21 protein-coding genes, 2 tRNA genes and 1 pseudogene are annotated in these 20464 nt (G+C 59.8%); 10 read left to right on the plus strand and 14 right to left on the minus strand.

The genetic code is table 11. The features are described 5' to 3' along the window. Positions 1-195: 195 nt before the first annotated feature. The 4 genes and pseudogenes from LMTR3_RS27390 to LMTR3_RS39880 all read right to left on the minus strand — a co-directional run. A pseudogene (locus LMTR3_RS27390) lies at positions 196-920 on the minus strand (SphA family protein); the annotation flags it as partial. Positions 921-1160: 240 nt separating this feature from the next. After that, entirely contained in the window at positions 1161-2588 is a 1428-nt protein-coding gene (locus tag LMTR3_RS27395; RefSeq protein WP_065748087.1) for a DUF1254 domain-containing protein, read from the minus strand. Between the two features lie 155 nt (positions 2589-2743). Next, the gene (locus LMTR3_RS27400; RefSeq protein ID WP_245320024.1) at positions 2744-3412 is read right to left on the minus strand and encodes a hypothetical protein; all 669 of its coding nucleotides are present in this window, start codon (positions 3410-3412) and stop codon (positions 2744-2746) included. A gap of 207 nt (positions 3413-3619) precedes the next feature. Beyond that, positions 3620-3985 (minus strand): helix-turn-helix domain-containing protein, encoded by a 366-nt coding sequence (locus tag LMTR3_RS39880; RefSeq protein WP_084029834.1) that lies wholly within the window; start codon positions 3983-3985, stop codon positions 3620-3622. Positions 3986-4196: 211 nt separating this feature from the next. Here LMTR3_RS39880 and LMTR3_RS27405 point away from each other — a divergent pair, with 211 nt between their 5' ends. Next, positions 4197-5213, plus strand: coding sequence for a helix-turn-helix transcriptional regulator (locus tag LMTR3_RS27405; RefSeq protein WP_065748088.1), 1017 nt, complete (start codon positions 4197-4199; stop codon positions 5211-5213). A 26-nt stretch (positions 5214-5239) separates the two neighbouring features. Here the strand turns inward: LMTR3_RS27405 and LMTR3_RS27410 are convergent, their stop codons facing one another. Continuing rightward, positions 5240-6877, minus strand: a complete 1638-nt coding sequence (locus LMTR3_RS27410) for an alkaline phosphatase family protein (RefSeq protein WP_065748089.1) — start codon at positions 6875-6877, stop codon at positions 5240-5242. Positions 6878-7131: 254 nt separating this feature from the next. On the opposite strand from LMTR3_RS27410, the gene LMTR3_RS27415 reads away from it, so the two are divergent. Both LMTR3_RS27415 and LMTR3_RS27420 read left to right on the plus strand, forming a co-directional pair. Then, positions 7132-7578, plus strand: a complete 447-nt coding sequence (locus tag LMTR3_RS27415) for a hypothetical protein (protein WP_065748090.1) — start codon at positions 7132-7134, stop codon at positions 7576-7578. Between the two features lie 31 nt (positions 7579-7609). Continuing rightward, positions 7610-8005: a hypothetical protein gene (locus LMTR3_RS27420; protein ID WP_065748091.1), complete on the plus strand. Its 396-nt coding sequence runs from the start codon at positions 7610-7612 to the stop codon at positions 8003-8005. A gap of 56 nt (positions 8006-8061) precedes the next feature. Here the strand turns inward: LMTR3_RS27420 and rlmB are convergent, their stop codons facing one another. Beyond that, positions 8062-8889: a 23S rRNA (guanosine(2251)-2'-O)-methyltransferase RlmB gene (gene rlmB / locus LMTR3_RS27425; RefSeq protein ID WP_065748092.1), complete on the minus strand. Its 828-nt coding sequence runs from the start codon at positions 8887-8889 to the stop codon at positions 8062-8064. Positions 8890-9095: 206 nt separating this feature from the next. On the opposite strand from rlmB, the gene LMTR3_RS27430 reads away from it, so the two are divergent. After that, positions 9096-9181: transfer RNA gene (locus tag LMTR3_RS27430), tRNA-Tyr, on the plus strand. A gap of 165 nt (positions 9182-9346) precedes the next feature. After that, a complete protein-coding gene (locus LMTR3_RS36845) occupies positions 9347-9532 on the plus strand; it encodes a GIY-YIG nuclease family protein (RefSeq protein WP_502686672.1) in 186 nt (61 codons plus the stop codon). A gap of 35 nt (positions 9533-9567) precedes the next feature. Here the strand turns inward: LMTR3_RS36845 and LMTR3_RS27435 are convergent, their stop codons facing one another. The 3 genes from LMTR3_RS27435 to LMTR3_RS27445 form a co-directional block, all read right to left on the minus strand. Continuing rightward, on the minus strand, positions 9568-10302 hold the full coding sequence (locus LMTR3_RS27435) for a Crp/Fnr family transcriptional regulator (RefSeq protein ID WP_065748093.1): 735 nt from the start codon (positions 10300-10302) through the stop codon (positions 9568-9570). A gap of 235 nt (positions 10303-10537) precedes the next feature. After that, the gene (locus LMTR3_RS27440) at positions 10538-11767 is read right to left on the minus strand and encodes an ABC transporter substrate-binding protein (protein ID WP_065748094.1); all 1230 of its coding nucleotides are present in this window, start codon (positions 11765-11767) and stop codon (positions 10538-10540) included. A 325-nt stretch (positions 11768-12092) separates the two neighbouring features. After that, on the minus strand, positions 12093-12488 hold the full coding sequence (locus tag LMTR3_RS27445) for a YciI family protein (protein ID WP_065748095.1): 396 nt from the start codon (positions 12486-12488) through the stop codon (positions 12093-12095). A 356-nt stretch (positions 12489-12844) separates the two neighbouring features. Here LMTR3_RS27445 and LMTR3_RS27450 point away from each other — a divergent pair. From LMTR3_RS27450 to LMTR3_RS27460, 3 genes are all read left to right on the plus strand, one after another. Beyond that, positions 12845-12918: transfer RNA gene (locus tag LMTR3_RS27450), tRNA-Gly, on the plus strand. 138 nt (positions 12919-13056) lie between these two features. Then, the gene (locus LMTR3_RS27455; protein ID WP_065748096.1) at positions 13057-14175 is read left to right on the plus strand and encodes a tyrosine-type recombinase/integrase; all 1119 of its coding nucleotides are present in this window, start codon (positions 13057-13059) and stop codon (positions 14173-14175) included. 188 nt (positions 14176-14363) lie between these two features. Then, complete coding sequence (locus LMTR3_RS27460; RefSeq protein ID WP_065748097.1) at positions 14364-14795, plus strand: DNA N-6-adenine-methyltransferase; 432 nt, start codon at positions 14364-14366, stop codon at positions 14793-14795. Here the strand turns inward: LMTR3_RS27460 and LMTR3_RS27465 are convergent. Both LMTR3_RS27465 and LMTR3_RS27470 read right to left on the minus strand, forming a co-directional pair. Continuing rightward, positions 14792-16195: a relaxase/mobilization nuclease domain-containing protein gene (locus tag LMTR3_RS27465; protein WP_176721999.1), complete on the minus strand. Its 1404-nt coding sequence runs from the start codon at positions 16193-16195 to the stop codon at positions 14792-14794. The genes LMTR3_RS27460 and LMTR3_RS27465 overlap by 4 nt on opposite strands. Next, positions 16119-16706, minus strand: coding sequence for a MobC family plasmid mobilization relaxosome protein (locus LMTR3_RS27470; RefSeq protein ID WP_141686830.1), 588 nt, complete (start codon positions 16704-16706; stop codon positions 16119-16121). Before LMTR3_RS27470 ends, LMTR3_RS27465 begins: the two co-directional genes overlap by 77 nt. Before the next feature lie 270 nt (positions 16707-16976). On the opposite strand from LMTR3_RS27470, the gene LMTR3_RS27475 reads away from it, so the two are divergent. Both LMTR3_RS27475 and LMTR3_RS27480 read left to right on the plus strand, forming a co-directional pair. After that, entirely contained in the window at positions 16977-18359 is a 1383-nt protein-coding gene (locus tag LMTR3_RS27475; RefSeq protein WP_176722000.1) for a type IV secretory system conjugative DNA transfer family protein, read from the plus strand. A 41-nt stretch (positions 18360-18400) separates the two neighbouring features. After that, a complete protein-coding gene (locus LMTR3_RS27480) occupies positions 18401-18913 on the plus strand; it encodes a hypothetical protein (protein ID WP_141686831.1) in 513 nt (170 codons plus the stop codon). Between the two features lie 50 nt (positions 18914-18963). On the opposite strand, the gene LMTR3_RS27485 is transcribed toward LMTR3_RS27480, so the two are convergent. From LMTR3_RS27485 to LMTR3_RS27495, 3 genes are all read right to left on the minus strand, one after another. Further along, positions 18964-19173 (minus strand): hypothetical protein, encoded by a 210-nt coding sequence (locus LMTR3_RS27485; RefSeq protein WP_065748102.1) that lies wholly within the window; start codon positions 19171-19173, stop codon positions 18964-18966. Next, complete coding sequence (locus tag LMTR3_RS27490) at positions 19170-19385, minus strand: hypothetical protein (RefSeq protein ID WP_065748103.1); 216 nt, start codon at positions 19383-19385, stop codon at positions 19170-19172. Before LMTR3_RS27490 ends, LMTR3_RS27485 begins: the two co-directional genes overlap by 4 nt. 415 nt (positions 19386-19800) lie before the next feature. Then, positions 19801-20418, minus strand: a complete 618-nt coding sequence (locus LMTR3_RS27495; protein WP_065748104.1) for a tyrosine-type recombinase/integrase — start codon at positions 20416-20418, stop codon at positions 19801-19803. Between the last annotated feature and the right edge of the window lie 46 nt (positions 20419-20464).

Here is a 20464-nt window from a genome sequence, read left to right on the forward strand (position 1 = left end):
CTGGGATTCCGTCGCGCAATGCGCATCACCGGTCTTATGACTTGATCCCGATCCTCTCTCTGATCGCGCCAAGCTCGGCCTCGTCCCAGATGCCGATCGGCACGCCGTTGTTTACCTGCAGTTGCCGGTTGGCATAGGCGGCGATCTTTGCGTTTGGCATCGCGTGACGTGAATCTTCGGATGCTGGGCCCAGTCGAAAAGCTGCTTGGATAGAAACTGAGAAGCTCCCCAATCCAGGTGGAAGTCGATACCGTTCTGGTACTGCGTATCATTGTTCTTGAAATTGTAGGTGAACCCGGCAACCGCAGAAAATTCGTGCCCCGCCTGCGGATTGAAGTAGGTGTAGCCGCCGCCGGCGTCGATGGCGGCGTGACCGATGCCGAGATTGGCGAGGCGCCTCGAATCGTAAGCTCCCGTCGGAATATCTCCTGTCACATAGGTCATGAAATTGTGCACGCCGGCGTTCCACTTGAGTGTCGCTGCGGGTAGAGGTCGCCGACCGAGGTGATCGAATCGCCGAAGCTGCCCGTGCGCGTTACCGCCAGCGGGCCGACGGCCGCCGTCAGCGTTCCGGCAAGATTTGCGCTCGACCGTCCGAACAGTCCGGTCACGCCGATGGCGAGTTGTCCACCCAGCACTGGCGTTGCAAACGTATAGGTCGGATTGAGCAGCACGAGATCGGCGTGCGCGTTCAGATGAAGGTTCAGGTCGACGTTCACCGTGGCGGGGATTCTGCCGACGTGGATTTCCCTGGCAGCCGCTGCATTGCCGAAGGCACTTACACTGGTGTGATAGTAAACCTCTGCCATCGACCAGCCGGGCACCTGCGGGGTCGCTGCAAGGCTGCCGAAGCGGCCGGGAAGCCAATATGAAACGCCGCCTTCATCGGCGTAGACCGTTGCAGACGAGAGTGACGTCATCGCAATGGCGATGACTGAATTTCTGAATGGGAGACGGATTCCGGGTTTTGATATACTTCGTCTATCTTCCCTCTGTCCGACGATCAGCAAGGCACATCACATCCCTCCCTATGTTTTGAGCCTATCGTGCAACGATTCGTGCTGCCCGCCTGATCGGGCTGTTCGCGGCGGCACAGCGCAAGCGCCAAGGCGCCTAGGCTCATGCCGACCCACCCCTCGGGCCGGCATGAGTTCAAATTCTCAAACGACCTTCTTGGCGGCGGGAACCGTCCATGTGCCGTTGATGATCGACGGGTCCGTTTCCTGCGGCCAATACATGCGCAGCATGAGGATGAAATCTCCCGCAGGCGCAGGAAGCCAGTTTGATTCCTTGTCTTTGCCCGGAGAGTCTTTTTGAATGTAGAGGTCGATTGAGCCGTCAGGATTTTCCTTCAGGTTTTCCCGCGCGCTGATCGAGTAGCGGTTGATCGGATTGTTCACAAAGAAGTAGCCGCTGTCGTACATGGTGAGTGACCAAAATCCCTCCACGGGAGGCAGGTGGCCCTTGGGAAACCGCATGACATACTTGTGTGTGCCATTGTACTTGTGGCCCTCTGCATCTTTTTGCGAGGTCGGGTAGACCGCATCCTGCGGACGGTTGGCGCCGAGGCCGATGGCGGTTACGAGGGCCCGCATCAGATAGTCGGTACCGTAGATGCCGGTTTTGGTCGTGAAGGCAAAGCCGTTCTCGTCCTTGATCGCCTTGTTGATCTTGAACTGGAGCATGATCCTGTCGAACGACAGTTCCGGCACGCGCTTCAGGAAGTCCGCCTTGAGCTTGCTTTCATCAAAATCCTGCCCGGGAACGATGCCGATGCGCGCAAACTTGGCAAGCTGGGGTGCGTCCGCCGCGTATGGCGGATTAGTCTTCATGAGTTCGCACAGCAGCTTGAAGTACGATACCGCGTCCATGCGGTTCACCTGCTCGCGAACAGCCGTCTTCATGTCGATCGATGCATCAACTTTGCCTGCGGGCGGCGTGTACGGCTTGCCGTAGGAGCTGAGCGGAACGAGCTTGCACTCGTCCTGCAGCTTGTGCACGGCTGCATAATCCTCCGGCGTGCCGGTGCAGTAAATGCGACCGAGCAGCCAGACGATGTTGGTAGCCGACTTGTACTCCTTGACGCCATCCGGCAGTTTGCCTTTCCAACCGGGGCCGGTGATTGCGTAGGTCTGTGCGCCGGTGCCGGTGGTGCGCTTGCCTGGGACCTGGAACACCGTCGTCCAGCCATCCAGCATCGGCATCAGGAAATAGCGTCCCTTCATGTCGGGGATGCTGAGGACCCACGGTTCTTTCCCGACGTCGAAAAAGGAAGTCGTGTAGAGAGTGTCCGCGTTCGGCGCCGTGACATCCCTGAACGAGGCGTCGGGATATTGGCGCAGCTTGATGATGTGGCCCATCGGCCCTCGCGTGCCAACGGGTTCGGCGACGTTGGTGATGATCCGGCGGGTCATCTCCATCGTCACCAACGGATAGCCAAATATGTAGGCGTCGCTCGCGAGCCAGAAATCCTCCAGGCCCTGACCCACTCCAAAGAAAGAATCCTGGGCAAAGGCTGATCGTGTTGCGGCCGCACCTGCCAGCAGTCCCATTCCACCAAATGCGAGGGATCGACGGGTAATGTTCATGGTATTTCCTTTCCTCAAACAAACGCAATGAAGGATAGCGATTTCAGACTTGGGCTCCCTTTGCTGCTAAGGCGTTGGCGGTTTCCTCATGACAGGGTGGTCCAGGAGGAGATGCGCTGTGCTGCTACGGCTGCGATGCCGCTAGCATTTGCGGCTCAATAGCAAGGCGGATAAGGATAGTATCCGCACCGTGGCGCGTAGTATGGATAGGCCGCAGCTCCTGCCACGGCAGCCGCTCCAGCAACGGCAGCACCACGATAGAAAGCACCGCGCCAGGCCGTTCGGCGGGCGACGCCGGCAAACGACATCGGCGTAAACGGTCGACCAATGATGTCGATAAAGATCGATGCCGGTCCGTCAGTTCCCGCAAGGTCTCCTTCAAGCACATCGACATCGAAAGTCAGCTTGTCGCCTTCAAGCTTGGGCGATTTGAGCACCACAACTGCGTCGGCCACCGATGATCCGTCTTTCTTGAACCCGGAAACTGTTGCGTTTGGAGGATCCTTCGCAAAATTGTCGCTGCCGTTACCCCAGTCCTCGACAATTCGCGCCGTAAGATCGTGACCGGCCGCGCGAACCGGTCGATCCGCAAACACGATTGCATTCGGTGAAATTCCCGTCAGCACAAGCTTTCCGTCTTTCAAGCTTGCGCCGCGCGAATTGAGGACGAAGAGGGAGGGGACGACTTCCGGCTTGGCCTGGCCGATGGATTTCTCAAGCGGGATGTGTGGCTTGTTCTCGGATGCCGATTGAGCAAAAAGATCTTGGGGGAGGACTACCAATCCGGAGGCGCAAACTGCAATCAGGGCTGCACGAAGTATCATAGTGGTTCTCTCCCTTGAAAGCGGGTTGTTTTCTTTATCGGCGGACCACCGGCTTTCCCAAACTTGCCCGCATTCGTTGCAGGCTTCATCGACAAGCAGCGGCTCCTTGGGAGCTTGGCAATTAGTTTCAGCAAGCAGCTTCGCTAAACATTTTGCGCCATTCAGATCGCGCGTCTTGCCATTTCGCGCCAATCCTTTGGAAATAGTTCAACGGTGTGATGGCGCCTGCCTATGCTTACGGGCAAGTTGCTGCCGTCTGTAAACAACGGGTTGAACTTTCATCAAACGCACGAAAGTGCGGCTGAAGCTGCTGGCGTTGGTATAACCGACTGATTTAGCGATATCCGACAGGCGCTCGCTTGAATTCACGAGCAAACGGCAAGCCATGTCCAGCCGGACCTCCGCGAGCATTTCGCTGTGACTTGTGCCCATTCGACCGAGATGGCGCTGCAAAGTGCGCACGCTGATCTTGAGTGCGCGAGCCGTACTATCGAGGGTTGCGTCACCGTGTCGCAGCGACGCGACAATCGCCGCTCGGACCGCTTGGAGTGAAGGCAAACGGACAGCTCTCATCGGTTGGTGAGGCGTGAAGCCTGTGCTCCCTCCAGGAAAACAGCCAATTCTGCAACGCTAGAGCCGTTTCGGGGACTAGTCTGGCCATCCGCTGCCAAAATTTTCGAAGGAAATTGGTCGAGAGCCTTACCCCCGATGCACACGTCAAAGACGAGGAAAGAAAATTGGCGGCCTGCTATCTTGCGATGGCGACAAAGGGGGTAAAATAATAATGACCGTCATTCCTTTGACTCGTTGCCAATTCCTCATGCCTTTCGCAGAGATTCACTCTGAGATAGGCGGACCAACTTCCGCGCTTCTGGCCAAATTTCAGCTTCCTACGTGCCTGGAAGAAAAAGCGGATCACTACGTACCGCTGCTGCCGGCCGTTCGCTTCGCGACGGCTGCCCAGGGAAAACAAGGAATATCAGAGATTGCTTTTCGAGCGTCTCAGCGTCTGTCTTTCGCTCATCTGAGCGAAGCTTTGCGCGCCAGAATCCGCCATTCGCCAACTCTACTGGTTGCTCTTCAGCAGGCGTGCAAGTGGGCACCGATCGAAGATACAAATCTCCATCTATGGCTAGAGCCATGCGGCGAGAGCTTGAAAATCTGTAGCAAGCTGCTTGGAACGGAAGGCATTTCACATCTTGAGATGTCCCAATGGCTTCAGAACATATTCGTCATGCACATCGTCCGTCAGTTCGCTGGAGCGAACTGGACTCCTGCAGTGATCGCCTTTGAAGCAATCTATACCCCCAGCATTGAAGTTCAGTCGTATTGGCCGAGCACCCGCTTCTTGTCAGGTCAAACGGCCTCATGGATCGAAGTGCCGCTGCAGCTTTTGAGCCTTCCCAATCTTGCCGATGCCGCCTCGTCGAAGGCATCTGAGAACGAGCCGCAGTCGTTCGGGAAGGACATCGTTGGCGTTCTCAAGTTGAGCCTGCCTTCCTACCTTGATGAAGGTGGTCCTACGATAATTCAGGCGGCTGAGATGATTGGACTGAGTGTCAGGAGTCTGCAGAGGAAACTTTCGCTTGCGGGACTTACATATTCGGGTTTGCTCGAACAGGTCCGCTTCAACAATGCGATAAAACTCCTGAGCGATACTGAGAGTAAGATCATCGACGTAGCGTTCTCGTCGGGCTACGCTGACCCTGCTCACTTTACTCGCGCTTTCCGTCGGATCGCCGGATGCACCCCACGACAGTTTCGCGATAGATGGAGGCGCGCTAACGAGTCCGTGCCCTAGGCTAGGGCGATAGAGACCGCTTCTTCTCAAGGCTTGATCCCGATCTTCTCCCTGATGGCGCCGAGCTCGGCCTCGTCCCAGATGCCGATCAAAACGCCGTTCTTGACCTGCAGTTGCTGGGCTGCATAGGCGGCGATCTTCGCATTCGGCGTGGTGATGTGCATCTTCGGATGGAGCGCCCAATCGAACAGCTCGGCTTGCAGCCTCGCCACGATGTCGGCGCAGGCCGGGTCGGCGCCGCGATCGCAAAATTCCTGCGGATCGGTTTCGAGGTCGTAGAGCATCGGGCGGAAGCCGGACGCGTGAATGTATTTCCAGCGGCCGTCGAACACCATGAACAGGCGGCAGCGCTCGATCGGCTGGTTCAGCATCACGCGGACGTCCTGCATGGCGTAGTCGTATTCGGAGAACACCACCTTGCGCCAATCGGCAGGCGGCGCGCCATGCAGCAGCGGCACCAGCGAACGTCCTTCCAGGATATGATCCGGCGGCGTGGCGCCGAAATAGTCGATGAAGGTCGGCGCCAGGTCGATCGCCTCAACCAGCGCATCGCTGATCGTGCCACGCGTGGCATCGGCGGCAGGCGAGGGATCGATGACGATCAGCGGGATTTTCGCCGATTGTTCGTGGAACAGGTCCTTCTCGCCCATCCAGTGGTCGCCGAGATAGTCGCCATGGTCCGACGTGAACACGATCATGGTGGTGTCGAGCAGGCCGCGCGCTTCGAGGAACTGCATCAATACGCCCATCTGGTCGTCGATCTGCTTGATCAGCCCCATATAGGTCGGGATGACCTTCTCGCGTGCCTCGTTGCGCGACATGTTGCGCGAATAGCGCATGTCCATATAGGCGGCGAACACCGGATGCGCGTTGGCGCGCTCTTCCTGCGAACGGATCACCGGCTGCACGTCCTGCGGCCCATACATACTGGCGTAGGGCTCCGGCGCGATATAGGGCCAGTGCGGCTTGATGTAGGACAGATGCAGGCACCATGGCCTTCCGTCGTCCTCGGCTTCCGCGATGAACTCCATCGCGCGCCGCGTCATGTAGGGTGTCTCGGAGTGCTCGTCGGGCACGCGTGCGGCCTTGTCGGCGTGAACCAATAGCCAGCCGTTCTGCAGGCTACCGTCTTCGGCCGCGCCGGAATTGGCCCAGTGCTCCCAGGGATTGGGCGCGTCGTAGCCATGCTGACGCAGATAATTGTCGTAGGCCGGCCGCGGCCGTCCCGTCGGATGCAGGCCGTCGTCGCGCTCATAGGGCTCGAAGCCGCATTCCGACACATGCACGCCGATGATCGAGTCGGCGGGTATGCCGAGGCTCTTCAGCCCCTCGAGGTCCGGCGCCATGTGCGTCTTGCCGACCAGCACGTTACGGACGCCGATCTTCTTCAAGTGATCGCCGAGCGTCGGTTCGCCGACGCGCAGCGGCCAGCCGTTCCAGTGCGAGCCGTGCGAGCGCATGTAGCGGCCGGTATAGAACGACATCCGCGACGGGCCGCAGATCGGCGACTGCACGTAGGCGTTCGAGAACGACACGCCGCGTTTGGCCATCGCGTCGATGTTCGGCGTCTTCAGCACAGGGTGCCCGGTGCAGCCGAGATAATCGTAGCGAAGCTGGTCGCACATGATCCAGAGCACGTTCTTTGCAGGCGTTTTGGCTGTCATCTCAGGCATTTCGGCTGGCGTTGGGAGGGGGCTGGATGGTGCGATATGTCGGCGCAAATGACAATCGAGCGGGCGGCCCCCGGGGTCGGCCTTCCGATCCCCGAGGCGTTAACGTTTGGATAGCGTCATTTCTCGCAATTGAATGGCGATCCACGGTTGCGCGTTAGCCTTACCGGCAATTTGGCCGACGGCCTTAACCCCTGAACCGGCCTGTTGGATTAAATTGGGACGTTGGAAAAACCGGATCCCAAGCGATGCGCATCGGCGTCACACTGGCACTTTTCATCGCGACGACGTCGACCGCCTGTGCCGGCGGCGGCTTCGAGATCGTGATTCCGGGCCGTCCCGGCGTTCCCGTCATCATTAACGGCGTCGATGCATCCTATGCGGTGGTCGAGGGGGACTGGGGCCTCGGCAAAGGTACCCATGTCGAGCCGACCGTCTATGGCGGCCGCTATGTCGATCCGGTCCCGCGCGTCGGTCATTATTATCCGAGCGCCGGCCGCAAGCCCGGTTACGGGCGCCTGGAAGTCGAGCCGCCGGCGAATCGAAGGTTGCCGCAACCGGCCGAGAGCTACCACCAGTCCTGGTCGGCGCAGTCGGCGCCGTTGCCGGCGCAGTCCAACGTGCCCGTCGATCCGCCCGAAATCATCTACGCGCCGCGCGATGACAGGCGATGGCCGCATCACCTTCCACGTTAAGAAGACCAGCAAATACGAACAGGAGAGAGTAATGCGTCAGATACTTAAAGGATTGATCGCGGCAGCGGCCGTCATGGCTGCAGCCCCCGCGATGGCCTGCGGTTACGCCCCGTGCGGAGCGCCGGTCTATGTCGCGCCGGTCGCGGCTTACGGCTATGCCGGCTGCGGCCCCTGCGGCGGCTGGGTGCGCGAGCGTCTGCCCGATCCGGAGCAGCAGTATTACTATGTCAACCAGGGCCCGACCTATACCGGTCCGGGCAATTTCGCGCCTTATCCGGTCTATCGCGAAGGCTCGATCTCCGGCTACGGCTATGGCTACAACCGTCCGTACTACGGCTATCGCGCGCACCGCTACTACCACCGGAACGGTTACCGTTACACGGGGCGTTATTACCACGGCCGGCCCGTGCTCCGCCGCTACTACTGATCTGATCGATAACTGAAGCCTTCAGCGCCCGTTCGCTTCCCGCGAGCGGGCGTTGTTCATTTCATCAGTCCGAGCCGGCTCGCGCCGATATAGAGCGCGAGCACCGCGGCATTCGAGACGTTCAGGCTCTTGATCTCGCCGGGCATGTCGAGCCGCGCCACCGCGCGGCAGGTTTCGCGGGTCAGTTGCCGCAGGCCCTTGCCCTCGGCGCCCAGCACCAGCGCCAGCGGTTGCTGCAAGGGCACGGCGGCGAGGTCCTCGGTCCCCTCGCTGTCCAGCCCGACCGTCAAGAAGCCGCGGTCGTTCAGTTCAGTGAGCGCGCGGGCGAGATTCTGCACGGTCACCAGCGGCACCAGCTCCAGCGCGCCGGAGGCGGATTTCGCGAGCACGCCGGTAGCCTCCGGGCTGTGGCGGGCGGTGGTGACGATCGCTTTCACCGCAAAGGCCGCCGCCGAGCGCATGATGGCGCCGACATTGTGCGGATCGGTGATCTGGTCGAGCACCAGCACGATGCCGTCCTGCGGCAGCGTATCGATATCGGGCGAGGGCAGGGGATCGGCCTCGGCCAACAGCCCCTGATGCACGGCATCCGGGCCGAGCCGTTGGTCGATCGCGTTCGGCCGGACGATTTCCGGGGCAACGCGGGTATCGATATTTTCGTCCGCCAGCCGCCGGGCGGCATTTTCGGTCAGGAACAGCTTGCGGATCCGCCGTTCCGGGTTGGCTAGCGCAGCCGAGACCGTGTGCCAGCCATAGAGAATCGCCGGCCCGTCGGAGCTTGTTTCCCGGTCGCGCCGGCCTGGCGGACGGGCGAATTTGCGCCCTTTTTCGAAGGGTTTGCCGCCGCCGCGGCGGAACGGCGGTTTTCGGTCGCGATCGCTCATGGGGAGCTTGTGTCACGGGGGGCCGAATATGGCAATTTGGCCTGATCGAACCCATTTTTGGTGGTCCGCGTTGGTTGACTTTGCCATCCCGCTTCGCCCATAAACGCGCCGGTCGCAGCCGGTTCGAAACGGGCTTTCGGCCTCAGCGTCATCCTTGGGTCCGGTCCTCCGCCACTCGGGCGGTCGGTTCGGTGACGCTGTTGGACGGGGAAGTGTCCCGAGTGGCAAAGGGAGCTGACTGTAAATCAGCCGCCGTATGGCTTCGAAGGTTCGAGTCCTTCCTTCCCCACCATCCTGCTTCGCGCCAAGGCGCTTCGCAGGATCGCAGCCTGCCTGACCGCGAAGCAGGATGCCCTCCGAAGCAGGATGCCCTCCGAAGCCTTGGCGAAGGAGGGCCGCCCCGGATGCACTATGTATACTTGTTACAAAGCGAAAGCTTTTCCGGCGGTACGTCGGGATGGCGTCCGACGTTCAGAGGCGACTGTCGGACCATAATGCTGGCAAATCTCCGCATACCTCGAAGTTTCTCCCGTGGAAGCTGGTTACATACATTGCATTCTCTAACGAACAGAAGGCTCGCACATTCGAGCGCTATCTGAAATCCGGCTCCGGGCACGCCTTTGCCAGAAAACGGCTCTGGTAGACTGCCGCGCCAGCAGCATGCCACCACCCCGAAATTCAAGTACAGGCGCTGTGTCGAGCCGGAAGCGCTGGTCGTTCGGTGTCATTGAACTCCGTAGCATACAGATCCCGAACAGTTCGGTGGCACTCGCACGCGCGGCGCTGCAGGAGATCCTGGTCCAGGATGCTTAGTTTGCCCCTGCTGTACGAGATCAGGCCCTCCTTTTGCAGGTGGCTGGCAACACCGGTGACGCTGGTTCGCCTCACGCCCATCATCTGCGCCAAAAATTCCTGCGTCACCGGCAGTTCGGTGCCCACCAGATCGCACATCCTGACCAGCCACTTACACGTCCGCTGTTCGACGCTGTGAACCGCGTTGCAGGCAGCCGTCTGCTGCACCTGTCCGAGGAGGAATTGTTCGTACTTGATGAGCAGGGCGAGCAGGTCAGGAGAAGACAGGGCAACCGCTTTGAGGTGCTCCGCATCCACGACACTCGCAAGGCCGGATACCTGGACCACCACTTTATGCAGCGACGCCTTGCTATCGATCGCTTGTGCAGCTCCGAAAGCACCATCGTTTCCGATCATGCCGCTTTCGATCGCCCAACCATCTTCCAGTTCAACAACGCACGAAAGTATGCCGCCGTGCGGGAAGTACACCTGATTGACGCGCGCGCGACTCTCCACAACGACCTTGCCGCGTTGCATTTCGACAATGCGAAGATGCGGCCGGAGGTCTTCGAGATCGACAGGGCTTGCTCGGGACAGAATACGATTGGCTGAATGAGGCATCGTATCTCCTTTCCTTTGCAGGCGGGAGCACAACACTCTCTGCCACCGACGCCTACGAGCACTGGTTGTGTCGGTGGTGTATTCAATGTGGGGGTCGGTGGCCCCGATAGCGAGTCAATAATGTTTGTTGAGGTTCGCTGCGGTGCAGCATGCCGGTGCCCCTGGGCATCCGCAGCCTCATCGCCAGCGTGAAACGTCAGCCCCTGGAGCCGCCGCCGGCTCGAACGTGCGCCACTTACTTTTGGGCGTTGGAGAAAGCCGTTTCGAGCACGTCGCCAATCGGCAGCCACGTGCGGCCGTCGAACTGAATTAGTCGCAGGTGTTTGATCGGCCGAAAGTTTCCAGGTCCAGTACTGATTTTGATCCCAGGTAGCAACATTGAGCCTTGATAGTCTTGAAGGGCCGCTGCCTGCTTCATGACGTTCTCGCGAGACAGGTCGTTGCCGCATTGTTTGAGCACCTGTGCCAACGTCTCGGCGGCGGCATAGCCGAAGACGGCAGCACTATCGTCCTTGCCTCCGGCGCGATGATATTTCTCAGCAAATGCCTGCCAGTCCCTAATGGCCTGTTCGTCCTTCCAAGCCGGATCATTTGCATCCTTCAGGAAGGCGGCTGTAATGACGCCTAAGGCGCTTCCCGGACCGGCGGGCTGCGCCGTCGCGATCGATGAAGCCATATGGTTCAAGATGAACACCGGATGCCAATTGAGATCCGCCGCTACTCGGACGACTTTCGCTGCATTTGCAGGTGCCCCCGCAAACACAAAAATTTCAGCTCCTGATCGCTTCAAGATCGATACGTGCGTGTCGAGATGCTCATCTGCGATATCGTAGGCGATGTCGACCCTGATCATCCGGGCGACGTCACCGAGCCCGTCTTCCAACCCCTTGAACAGTTCTCGGCCGAAATGATCGTTCTGCCAAAGAGCTACGATCCTTTTTCCGGGGTAGAACGCTTGTATGTAGTTGGCGTAGATGCGCCCCTCTTCCCGAATGGAGGGCTGCCAGCCCATCGTCCACGGAAACAACGATGGATCGCTCAGATGATCGTCTCCGGAGGCGACAAAGAGTTGAGGAACCTGCCTTTCGTTCAAGTACGCGCGAACGGCAAAATTCCCCGGCGTTCCGAACGAACCGAACATCAAGAGGACGTCGTCTTTGTCGATAAGACTGCGCGTAAGGTCTAGCGCGGTCGATGGATCGGATTTGTCATCATATGAGATAAAGCGCACCTTACGGCCGTTGATCCCGCCGCGTTCGTTGATCATCTCAAAATACGCCGCCTCGGCTTTTCCAATCGCTCCGAAGACTTTCAAGCTCCCGCTATAGGGCATAACGTTCCCGATGCGAATCTCAGTGTCGGTTACGCCTGGTTCGCGCACTCGCTCGGTGATTGCGCTCAATGACGTAAGTGCCAGGACAAGTGCCAGGACAAGAGCGATCAGTGTTCGGACTCTGGTTTGCATCGGATGAACTCCGTTACAAAGAGTGCAGCCAGATTTCGAGACCTACGGGAGGCGCGTAGCCTGATCTGGATCAAGCGCCGAGAGCAGCGGCAACGTGATCGTCATTTTTCTTACGACAAAATGGATGAGCCTATGTCCCGACCGACTCATACCGAAAACGGCTTTAGCTAGTGGCAGGCTAGCGCAAGTTCCCGCAAGACGCGATGCGACAAGCGTACGCTGCCGATCGGTTGTGTCAACGCATCCGCCTTTGTTCCCTTGGAGGCCATCCACCCCCGGCGAAATTCGCCGCGCTTTTGATCCGGAAATTCGTCGCCTCGAAGCCTTAGCCTTGATCGCCTTCTTGCGTGGTTTCCGGCAGCGCTTCGCCGGGGAGATAGAGCCTGATCGGGCGGATTTCGTAGACGGCGGATGGATTGGCGCGCCGCAGGTCGCGGGCAATCGCGATCGCTTCCTCCTCGTTGGCGCAATTCAACACGTACAGACCCAGCAACTGCTCCTTGGTCTCGGCAAATGGTCCGTCGATGACCATTCCCGCGCCCGGTCCGCGCAAGGTGCGGGCTTCCGCCGTGCCGCCCAGCCGCGCCGCCGGCCCGAGCACTTTCTTTGCGTTGAGCCGCTCATGCACGGCCAGCAGTTCGCTCATCAGGGCCGCGTCCTCCTCCGGCGTCCAGGATGTGACCTCGGCTTCGACGTGATAGGCCAGCATGGCGTAGAGCATCGCTTTCTCCTTTCTGGCGGGCAGGACTGGCTGCCTTTCGAGGACGTTTAAGAAATAAAAAGGCGCGGCGGGAGAACTCCCGTCGCGCCCCAACTGTTGTGCTCGCTGGTCCAGGGCTGAGAGCGCCCCGATGCCAGGCCAAAAAGGCAAGCCTAGCGGGCGATCCCAGCGAGGTGACAGCGCTTGGTATAAGACACTGGATCACCTCCTTTCGTTGTTGATGGAAATCCGAATATAAGCGGCGAATCGGCCCCTGTTAAGGGGTACGGACCGGTCGAGAGGTCCGCACAGGACATGCGGACAGGGGCGGCGGGGCGGTTGAGGCCGCCTGCGCGTCGTGTTAGGTCAACGCCAGCGCGGGTGTAGCTCAATGGTAGAGCAGCAGCCTTCCAAGCTGAATACGAGGGTTCGATTCCCTTCACCCGCTCCAAACTTCTTGTCTCAAATCGTCTCGTTACCTGTTGAAACAATTGCCATTTTTGCTAGCTTGGCTCTCGTGGACGGAACATGACGACGCGCCGCGTAGCACGGCGTCTCATCGGTTTCCGGAGCCAAAACGGAGCCAAGAATGGCGAAGCTTGCTTTTACCGAGCTGACGATTCGAAATCTCAAGCCGGGATCCTACTTCGACGAGAAGACACCGGCCTTCGGCATCAGAGTCGGCAAGAACAGGAAGACCTGGATCGTTGTCCGCGGCCGTGAGCGTCTGCGCACGCGGGTTGGTCACTACCCCGCATTGCCGTTAGCCGAGGCGCGCAAGAAGGCACTGGTGCTTCTTGGAAGCCCTCTGGACGCCCATTCGCTCTCAACCTTCGCCGATGGTCGGGAGCTGTTTCTGCGCACCCACTGCGCGCAGCACCAACGCGAGCGCACGCGCAAGGAAACCGAGCGGCTGCTGACCAAGCATTTCGCCTCGCTTGATCGCAAAAAGCTCTCAGGCATCACCACGGGCCAGATTACCGCCATTCTGGACGGGTTGCTGCCGACGCCCTCTGAAGCGCAACACGCGTTCAAGGTGGCGCGGACCTTCTTCCGGTGGGCGGAGGCGCGAGGCTATTGCAAGAATCCGTGCACGATGCCGGCACCGTCGCGCGACGTGGCGCGCGACCGTGTCCTGACAGACGATGAGCTGAAGCGCATATACCGGGAGGCAAAGGGACAGTTCGGGCAGATTGTCCGCTTGCTGATCCTGACCGGTCAGCGCCGCGGTGAAATCGCCGCTCTGAAATGGGAGTATGTCGATCTGGACAAGGGCGAGATATCGCTGCCGCCCGAAATCGTCAAAAACGGGCGGCGACACACGTTCCCGATCGGTCCGATGGTCAAGAAAATCTTGCAGGCTATGACGGCTTCGGAAGGGTATTTGTTTCCCGCGCGTCGACGGCAAACGCCATTCGCAGGTTTCTCCGCCGCGAAACACGGGCTGGACAAGGTTGCGGGCGTCGTGGACTGGACCCTTCACGATCTGCGCAGGACCTTTGCGACCAATCTCGCGACACTGGGCGTGGCGCCGCATGTCATCGAGCGGCTGCTGAACCACATCACCGGGTCGCTCTCGCCGATTGCCCTGCGCTATAACAAGGCGAAATACGACAAGGAGATGCAGGAAGCATTACGAACCTGGGAAACCAGATTGACCGCGATATTGGCGCCTTCGCGAATTCCGCGAACATCTCGTCGGGCATGAAATGCAGCATGTCGTAATGGGTCACATCGCGTCGCTGCGTCAATTCGCCGAACATTTTCTCTCACGGTGAAGTTGTCTCCGCACGGGTCGGCGTGGTGCAAAGTGACACATTCCTAAACATGACGTCCCGTTGCACGACAAACCATCGGCTGTAATTGAGATGTCTCTTTCATCAGGAGATATCTCCCATGTCTGCCAACGTAGCAGTCTCTGTCAGCGCCTTTGATGAATGGGCCGCGCCGCAGAATTACTTTGACGTCATCGACGAGCGTTACGGGCCATTCCTGCTCGACGTCTGCGCAACCCCCCAAAACGCAAAGTGTGAGCGCTTCTACACGAAGGATGGGCTCGCGAAACCTTGGTCGGCAAATAACTGGATGAACCCGCCTTATGGCTGCGATGTCGGCAGTTGGATCAAGCGGGCCTTCGACGAGACGAAAAACGGCAACACCACGGTTGCTCTCCTGCCGGCGCGGATCGATGCGCGTTTGTTTCAGGAATACATATGCGGCAAGCAGGAATTCTACCTGCTCGGCGGTTGCACTGAATTCGGAGGTGGGGGAAGCCGTTCGCGATTCTCTGCCATGCTTGTCATTTTCGGCCGACCGCCGCGAACCTAGAGTTCGCGGCCAAAATCCTGTCCTGAATGGGTGCGGCGCCACGCCTCCATGTCCCGCTTGACTTGTTCAGCCCGTGACGATTCAGGTTCGGCAAAGATCAGCAACCGCCAGGCAGCGTCGTTAAAGTGAGGTTCAAGGTCGCCGACCGGCCGGTCCTTCGCAGGCTCCGGCAGCGCCGAAGGCTTCAGGTCAGCTGCCGTCTTCGCTTTCCCCTCCATGATTTTGTCGATTGCTGCGTCGTGTTGAGCCCTCTGCTGCTCGCGCTCGGCTGTTTGCCGTTCCTTCAGCGCGCTGAACTCGGCCTTGTGCTTCTGCCAGATCTTGTCGGTCAGGGCGCGGGTCTTCGTCTTCTCGTCGCGGGCCAGTGATTGCCGTTCGCGCTCATGAACGCGGCCGAGTGTCTTGGCGAGGCTGTTCGTGGAAACGATATGGCGGAACATCTGCCGGAAGGTGAGGGGCTTGCCGCCACCCAGCCGCTCGCGATTGCGGAACACGAACACGGCCCGCTCGAACGGATGACTGGCGCGCTCGGTCACGAAGCGCATTTCCTTGGCCTGATTGCGGTAGAGCTGACGCCATTTGGGCCGCGCCTCTTCCCGCATGCGCGCGCGGATGGCATCGTGCCTGGCTTGGCTCAGGTCATCAAGTGCATCCCGCTCCCGCCGCTGGCGCTCCCATGTGACGTCACGCGCCAGCTTGTTCGACTTGGCGACTTCTTTGCGCAGCTCCCACCGCCGGTCCTTCTCGGCTTTCTTCTCCAGCCATTCGCGGCGCTTGGGGGACAGATCTTTGATCGGCACGTATGGCTTTGCGGCAGCGGGAGCGAATTCCTGCGCCAGCCGCTCTTCCTTGCGCAAGCGGCGCACACGCTTACGCTCTTCCGCGTTGCGCAGGCGCTCGTTGCAATGCACCCGCCCAATTTCCTGTTCATATTCGAGAGCCCATTCGGACAGCCGCTCCTTGGTAAATTTCAGCGCGGCCGTTCGACCCGTGTAGGGATGCACGGTGTTGGCAACGATATGCAGGTGCGGGTGCTTCTTGTCGTGGTGTCCCACGATCAAGGCTTCGTGCCCCTCAAGGCCAAGCTGTTTGAGGCTCGCGATTGCTGCCGCTTTCATCTGCTCTGGCGTCGGCGCATCGTCCGCATGCCAGGAAAGCGTGTAGTGCAGCACCGGCGTGGTGTTCTTCCGCCCGCGTGCCGAAAGCCCGGCATTCGCCTTTAGCTTGGCCTGGTTCTGGCACGTCTCATGCATCTCGAACCAGGCATGCTCTGGTTCGCTGGTGAGATTCTGCGTCATCATCCAGGCGACGCGGTCTTGAGTTTCAGCCTTGGGATCGTGAAGGACGTACCGACACGACCCTTTGAAACTCTTGCCGCGGGCTTGCAGGCGCGGAATCATCACCTCTCTCCTTTGCATCGCGGAGCCGCTGCAACAGCAGCTCATCGCGCATCAATGTGTGGATCAGATCGCGCAGGTTACCTGCCGTGAACAGCGTGTCCGGCGGCAGGTTCGAATTCAGCGCGTGGGCGATCTGGTTCAGATTGTTGCCGATGCGTTTCAGCTCCGCGATCAGCGCTGGATCCAGAGGCGCCGGCATCCTCGAGGCTTCCACCCGCACCGTGCCGCGCGTGACGTAACGCTCGGCTAACCCCGACACGCTTGCGCCCGCCTGTGCGGCTTCGGCCTGCAGACGCGCATATTCGGACGGAGTAACGCGCACGGTGATCGTTTGAGTGCGTGCAGCATGCGAGTGAGTACGGGGTCTTGGCACGAGGTGGCCTCCGAGAGGATGGGGTTCGGGGCGTGAGCCCTGACAGGAAGGGGTCCCGGGGAAGAGCGGAGCGGCTCCCCTGGGCGAGAGGGATTTGATTTCGAAACCAAGTTTTTTGGATTTCGAAATCAAATCCACATCTCGCTACCCCAAAACTTTGTACGGGCGTTTGCTTCATCGCTGAATCTCTCTCCCTTCAGTTATTCCCAACTTTGCTCCGCGCAATCATTTCACTTTTCGTAACTTCCGCACTCGCCAAGTCTCTTCGCGTACTATCTTGTCTCGCTGTGTCGCCTAACTTTTTGATTTTTATTTTGATCTCTTGTGTCGCGCTTCTCTCGTTCGCAATTCGAGTCTCTGAACAGCCGCGCGTGCGTGCGGTCCATGCGCTGCATACGGGAGCAATCGATGCATCATCATTTTCCACCGCGTGGGTCCGATATCCGCGGCGCGAGCGAATCGTCACCGTCGCAAGTGTGGTGTGATCCGGCTGATCTTGATGACAGCTGGACCTGGTCGCCGGGCTGCGTTCTGCTTGGTCGTTGGGGCGATCGTTGGCTCGGCCGTAAGGACGGCCGGCACGTCATGACAATCGCTGGTACGCAGGCGGGAAAATCATCGAGCGTACTTATCCCGAACCTGCGCCGCTACCCGGGCTCTGTGGTCGTACTTGATCCGAAGGGCGAGCTGGCTGCGGCATGTGCGGAGTACCGCCGGGCGATGGGACAACACGTCTACATTCTCGACCCATTCGAAGAGCTCGGGCAGGAGTCGGCCTCGTACAACCCTTTCTCGGAGCTTGGGCTCGGCAGGATCCGTCACATTGCTCCGGACGTATCTCAAAGTTCCGATGCGCTTATCATCAACAACGCACGTGATCCGCATTGGACCGATGCCGGGAAGAATCTCACCCGCGGCGACGTGCTGCTGACGCTTGCCGAGCGACGTCTTCCAACCTTGCGTGGCCTAAGGCGGTTCCTGTGTTCGACGCCGCCTGAGATGGAGCGCCGTCTCACCGTCATGGCAAATACTCCCGAGTTCGACGGCATCATCAGTAATATCGGCTCGACCTTTCTGGGAAAGCTTACCGGGAGTCCACGGGAGATGCAGAGCATCCTCTCGACGGTGCAGGAGCAAACAGCGCCGCTCGATGATGTGTTGCACATCACCGAGCGCAGCGACTTCCGGCTCGCGGACCTCAACACAGGAAAGCTGTCGATCTTCTTAGTGCTGCCCGGCATGCGGATGGGGACGCATTTCAGGTGGCTGCGCCTGATCGTGCAGCAGGCACTCTCTGTCCTGGAACGTGCGCCCGTGCCACGCGGCAGGCTGCCGGTGTGGTTCGTGCTGGAGGAGTTTCCGACACTCGGCCATATGCGCAGCCTTGAGACGGCGGCCGGGCTGATGGCTGGCTTCGGGGTAAAGCTGTGGTCAGTCCTGCAGGACCTGACGCAGCTTCAGACCAACTATCCGAAATCCTGGGAGACCTTCCTTGGCAATGCCGGCATCATTCAGGCTTTCGGCAACGTGGACCTGACGACGACTGAGTATCTCTCCCGCATGCTGGGCAATACCCAGATCATCGAGACCCAGGATATCCGCGTATCAGGCGGGCAGATGAGCCAGGGTGACCTTGGCCGCAGGGAGCACGTGCGCAACGTACGCCTGCTTGAGAACTTCGAACTCCGGCAGCACTTCGCGGCGGAGGCGTGTCGCCAACTCGTCATCGTGCCCGGCAGCCCGCCCGTTTACATGAATCGGCTCGAGCCGGAAGGGAGGGAGACCGCATGAGCCATCAGATAATCAGGGAGCACGACATTGATGGCAAGCTCGTGGCGGCCGGCTATGAATGGGGGGAGCATAACGACCTCATCACGCATCTGTCGGCTGGCTTCATATTGGTGGCTGTCGGTATCGCGACCATATCGTTTCACGTTATGAAGACGCATGTCCTCGGCGGCCTTTTGCTTCTGAGCGGAAGCGCGCTGCTCGGGTACGCTGGCTATAAGTTGTCCAAGGTCGTGTTTCGTCCGCGGTCCTTCATCTTCGATCTCGATGGTGCAATGCGGATGCCACACGGCGTGCCCGAATTCTGGCGGCTGCGCGCTATCGATGGCCATCACGTAAAAATCGGCACCATCGAGAAAATCCGTGACGAGGGCCCTCACGGCGGGCCCCGCGTTGTTCATCGCGTCGCCATGTTCAGCAAGGAAGGCCGCATCGTGCGCATTTCAAAGGCGCTTCATCCAGACGACGCCCATCTGGTCTCGGTGCAACTCACCGCCGCCCTGCAGGAGATCCGCGACGAAATCGCGTGGCGTGCCCGGGCCCGGGGAGCGCGGTGATGTGGGTCGCAAGACGAGCGGAAGCTGGTTCGTCAGCTTCCGCCGTGACATCAGTCGATGCTATTCCGCAGGGTGTCGGAGTCGAATGCCTCGACGCAGCCGTTGCGGTAGCGAAGCAAGGTATCGCCGTCGAGATCGAAGAGATCGTCAGGCCGGCAGATCGCGAATCCGATTGCAGCTTCGAATGCGTCAGTTGCAATCGGGCCCGTGAACGGCGCGAGGGCATGCCCTCGCGCCGCGGTGCGTGCCACCGAACTCACGCTGCGCTCGCTTCTTCACCGGTCTTCTCGGTGATCTCACGCAGCTGGATGCGGCCGTTAAGCGGGAAAGCATCGAACATCAGCTGGAAGCCATTGCCGTTCTTGTTCGGCCAAGCGGAGCCGATGCGGGTCCAGAAGCTTTTTTCCTTCTCGCCGCGCACCTGGTAGATGGCGTGTGTCGGGCGCTTTTTCTCGTTTGTCTTGTCGGTCATTTTTAAGTCTCCATAAGTTGTTTCGGCCGAGCCACATGCTGGCCTTGTGGGGACGTGAAAAGCGGGACCATGAACGCAAGGTCACACGCCGCGCGTCAGCGCGCCGCAAGGGGCGGAGCTGCACAAGCCGAAGGCGCGGAAGCGAGCCGCGTTGATCCTCTAGCGTTCGGTCCCGCTTAGACCCCACAAACAAGGCCGGCAGGCTTCGTGCCGAAAAAGCCGGAGACAGAAGAGACCGTCAGCAAACCACAAGGTTGCGTCCGAGCTTCGTCGATGCGGAAAGTGGGGGGAAGGTGGTGGCGTAAGACCGGTTTCGGCGGCAAGGCCGGAAAGGCAATGGTGAGCTCCCGATCAGGTGGACTTCCGTTCCGGCAGGAGATCAGCAGACGTCACGGAAATGCATGCAGGGGCAGTGTCAGTGCGGCGCAGCGACCGCAAGCGTCCACATACGTCCGGCGATTTCACGCTCTTCGGGTCCGATAGCCTGCAGGTAGATGCTCGTGGTCTCCATGCGGGCGTGCCCGAGCCAGCGCTGAACAAAATTCAGCGGCACGCCGCTACGGATCGCTTGGAGTCCAAAACCGTGACGCAATCCCTTCGGCGTCGCGTGGATGCCGGCCTCGATATGCGCTTCGGTCATGATCGCCTTGACCAGCTGCCAGGCCCGGCACCGGCACCATGTCCACAGCTTGCGTGCTTGCTCCCCGGTAGCGAGGCCATGCACGCGCACGATTTCCGCCATGACATCGTCGGGGAGGGGGATTTCGCGGATGACGACAGCATGGCTGCGCTTCTTCAGACTACGGACCGCAACGAAACACTCGGTGACGTCAAAGGATTGTGCGGTCAAGGCAAGGCATTCCGAGATGCGGCATCCGGTGTAGGCGAGGACCAGACAAAACGTACCAAGATCGCTGCGGGGGCACGCCCAGGCGGCGGCAATGAAACGGGCGCGCTCGCTCGGCGAGAGATATTTGCGGCGCCCGGTGGGCGTATAGAGACAACCGCCGGAAATTTTGCGTGGTTTGGGCATGGGCCGCTCCTACCGGGGCTGTGCCGGTACCGGGGCGACAGTCTTG

Source organism: Bradyrhizobium sp. LMTR 3, from assembly GCF_001693485.1.
In the GTDB taxonomy this organism is placed as follows: domain Bacteria; phylum Pseudomonadota; class Alphaproteobacteria; order Rhizobiales; family Xanthobacteraceae; genus Bradyrhizobium.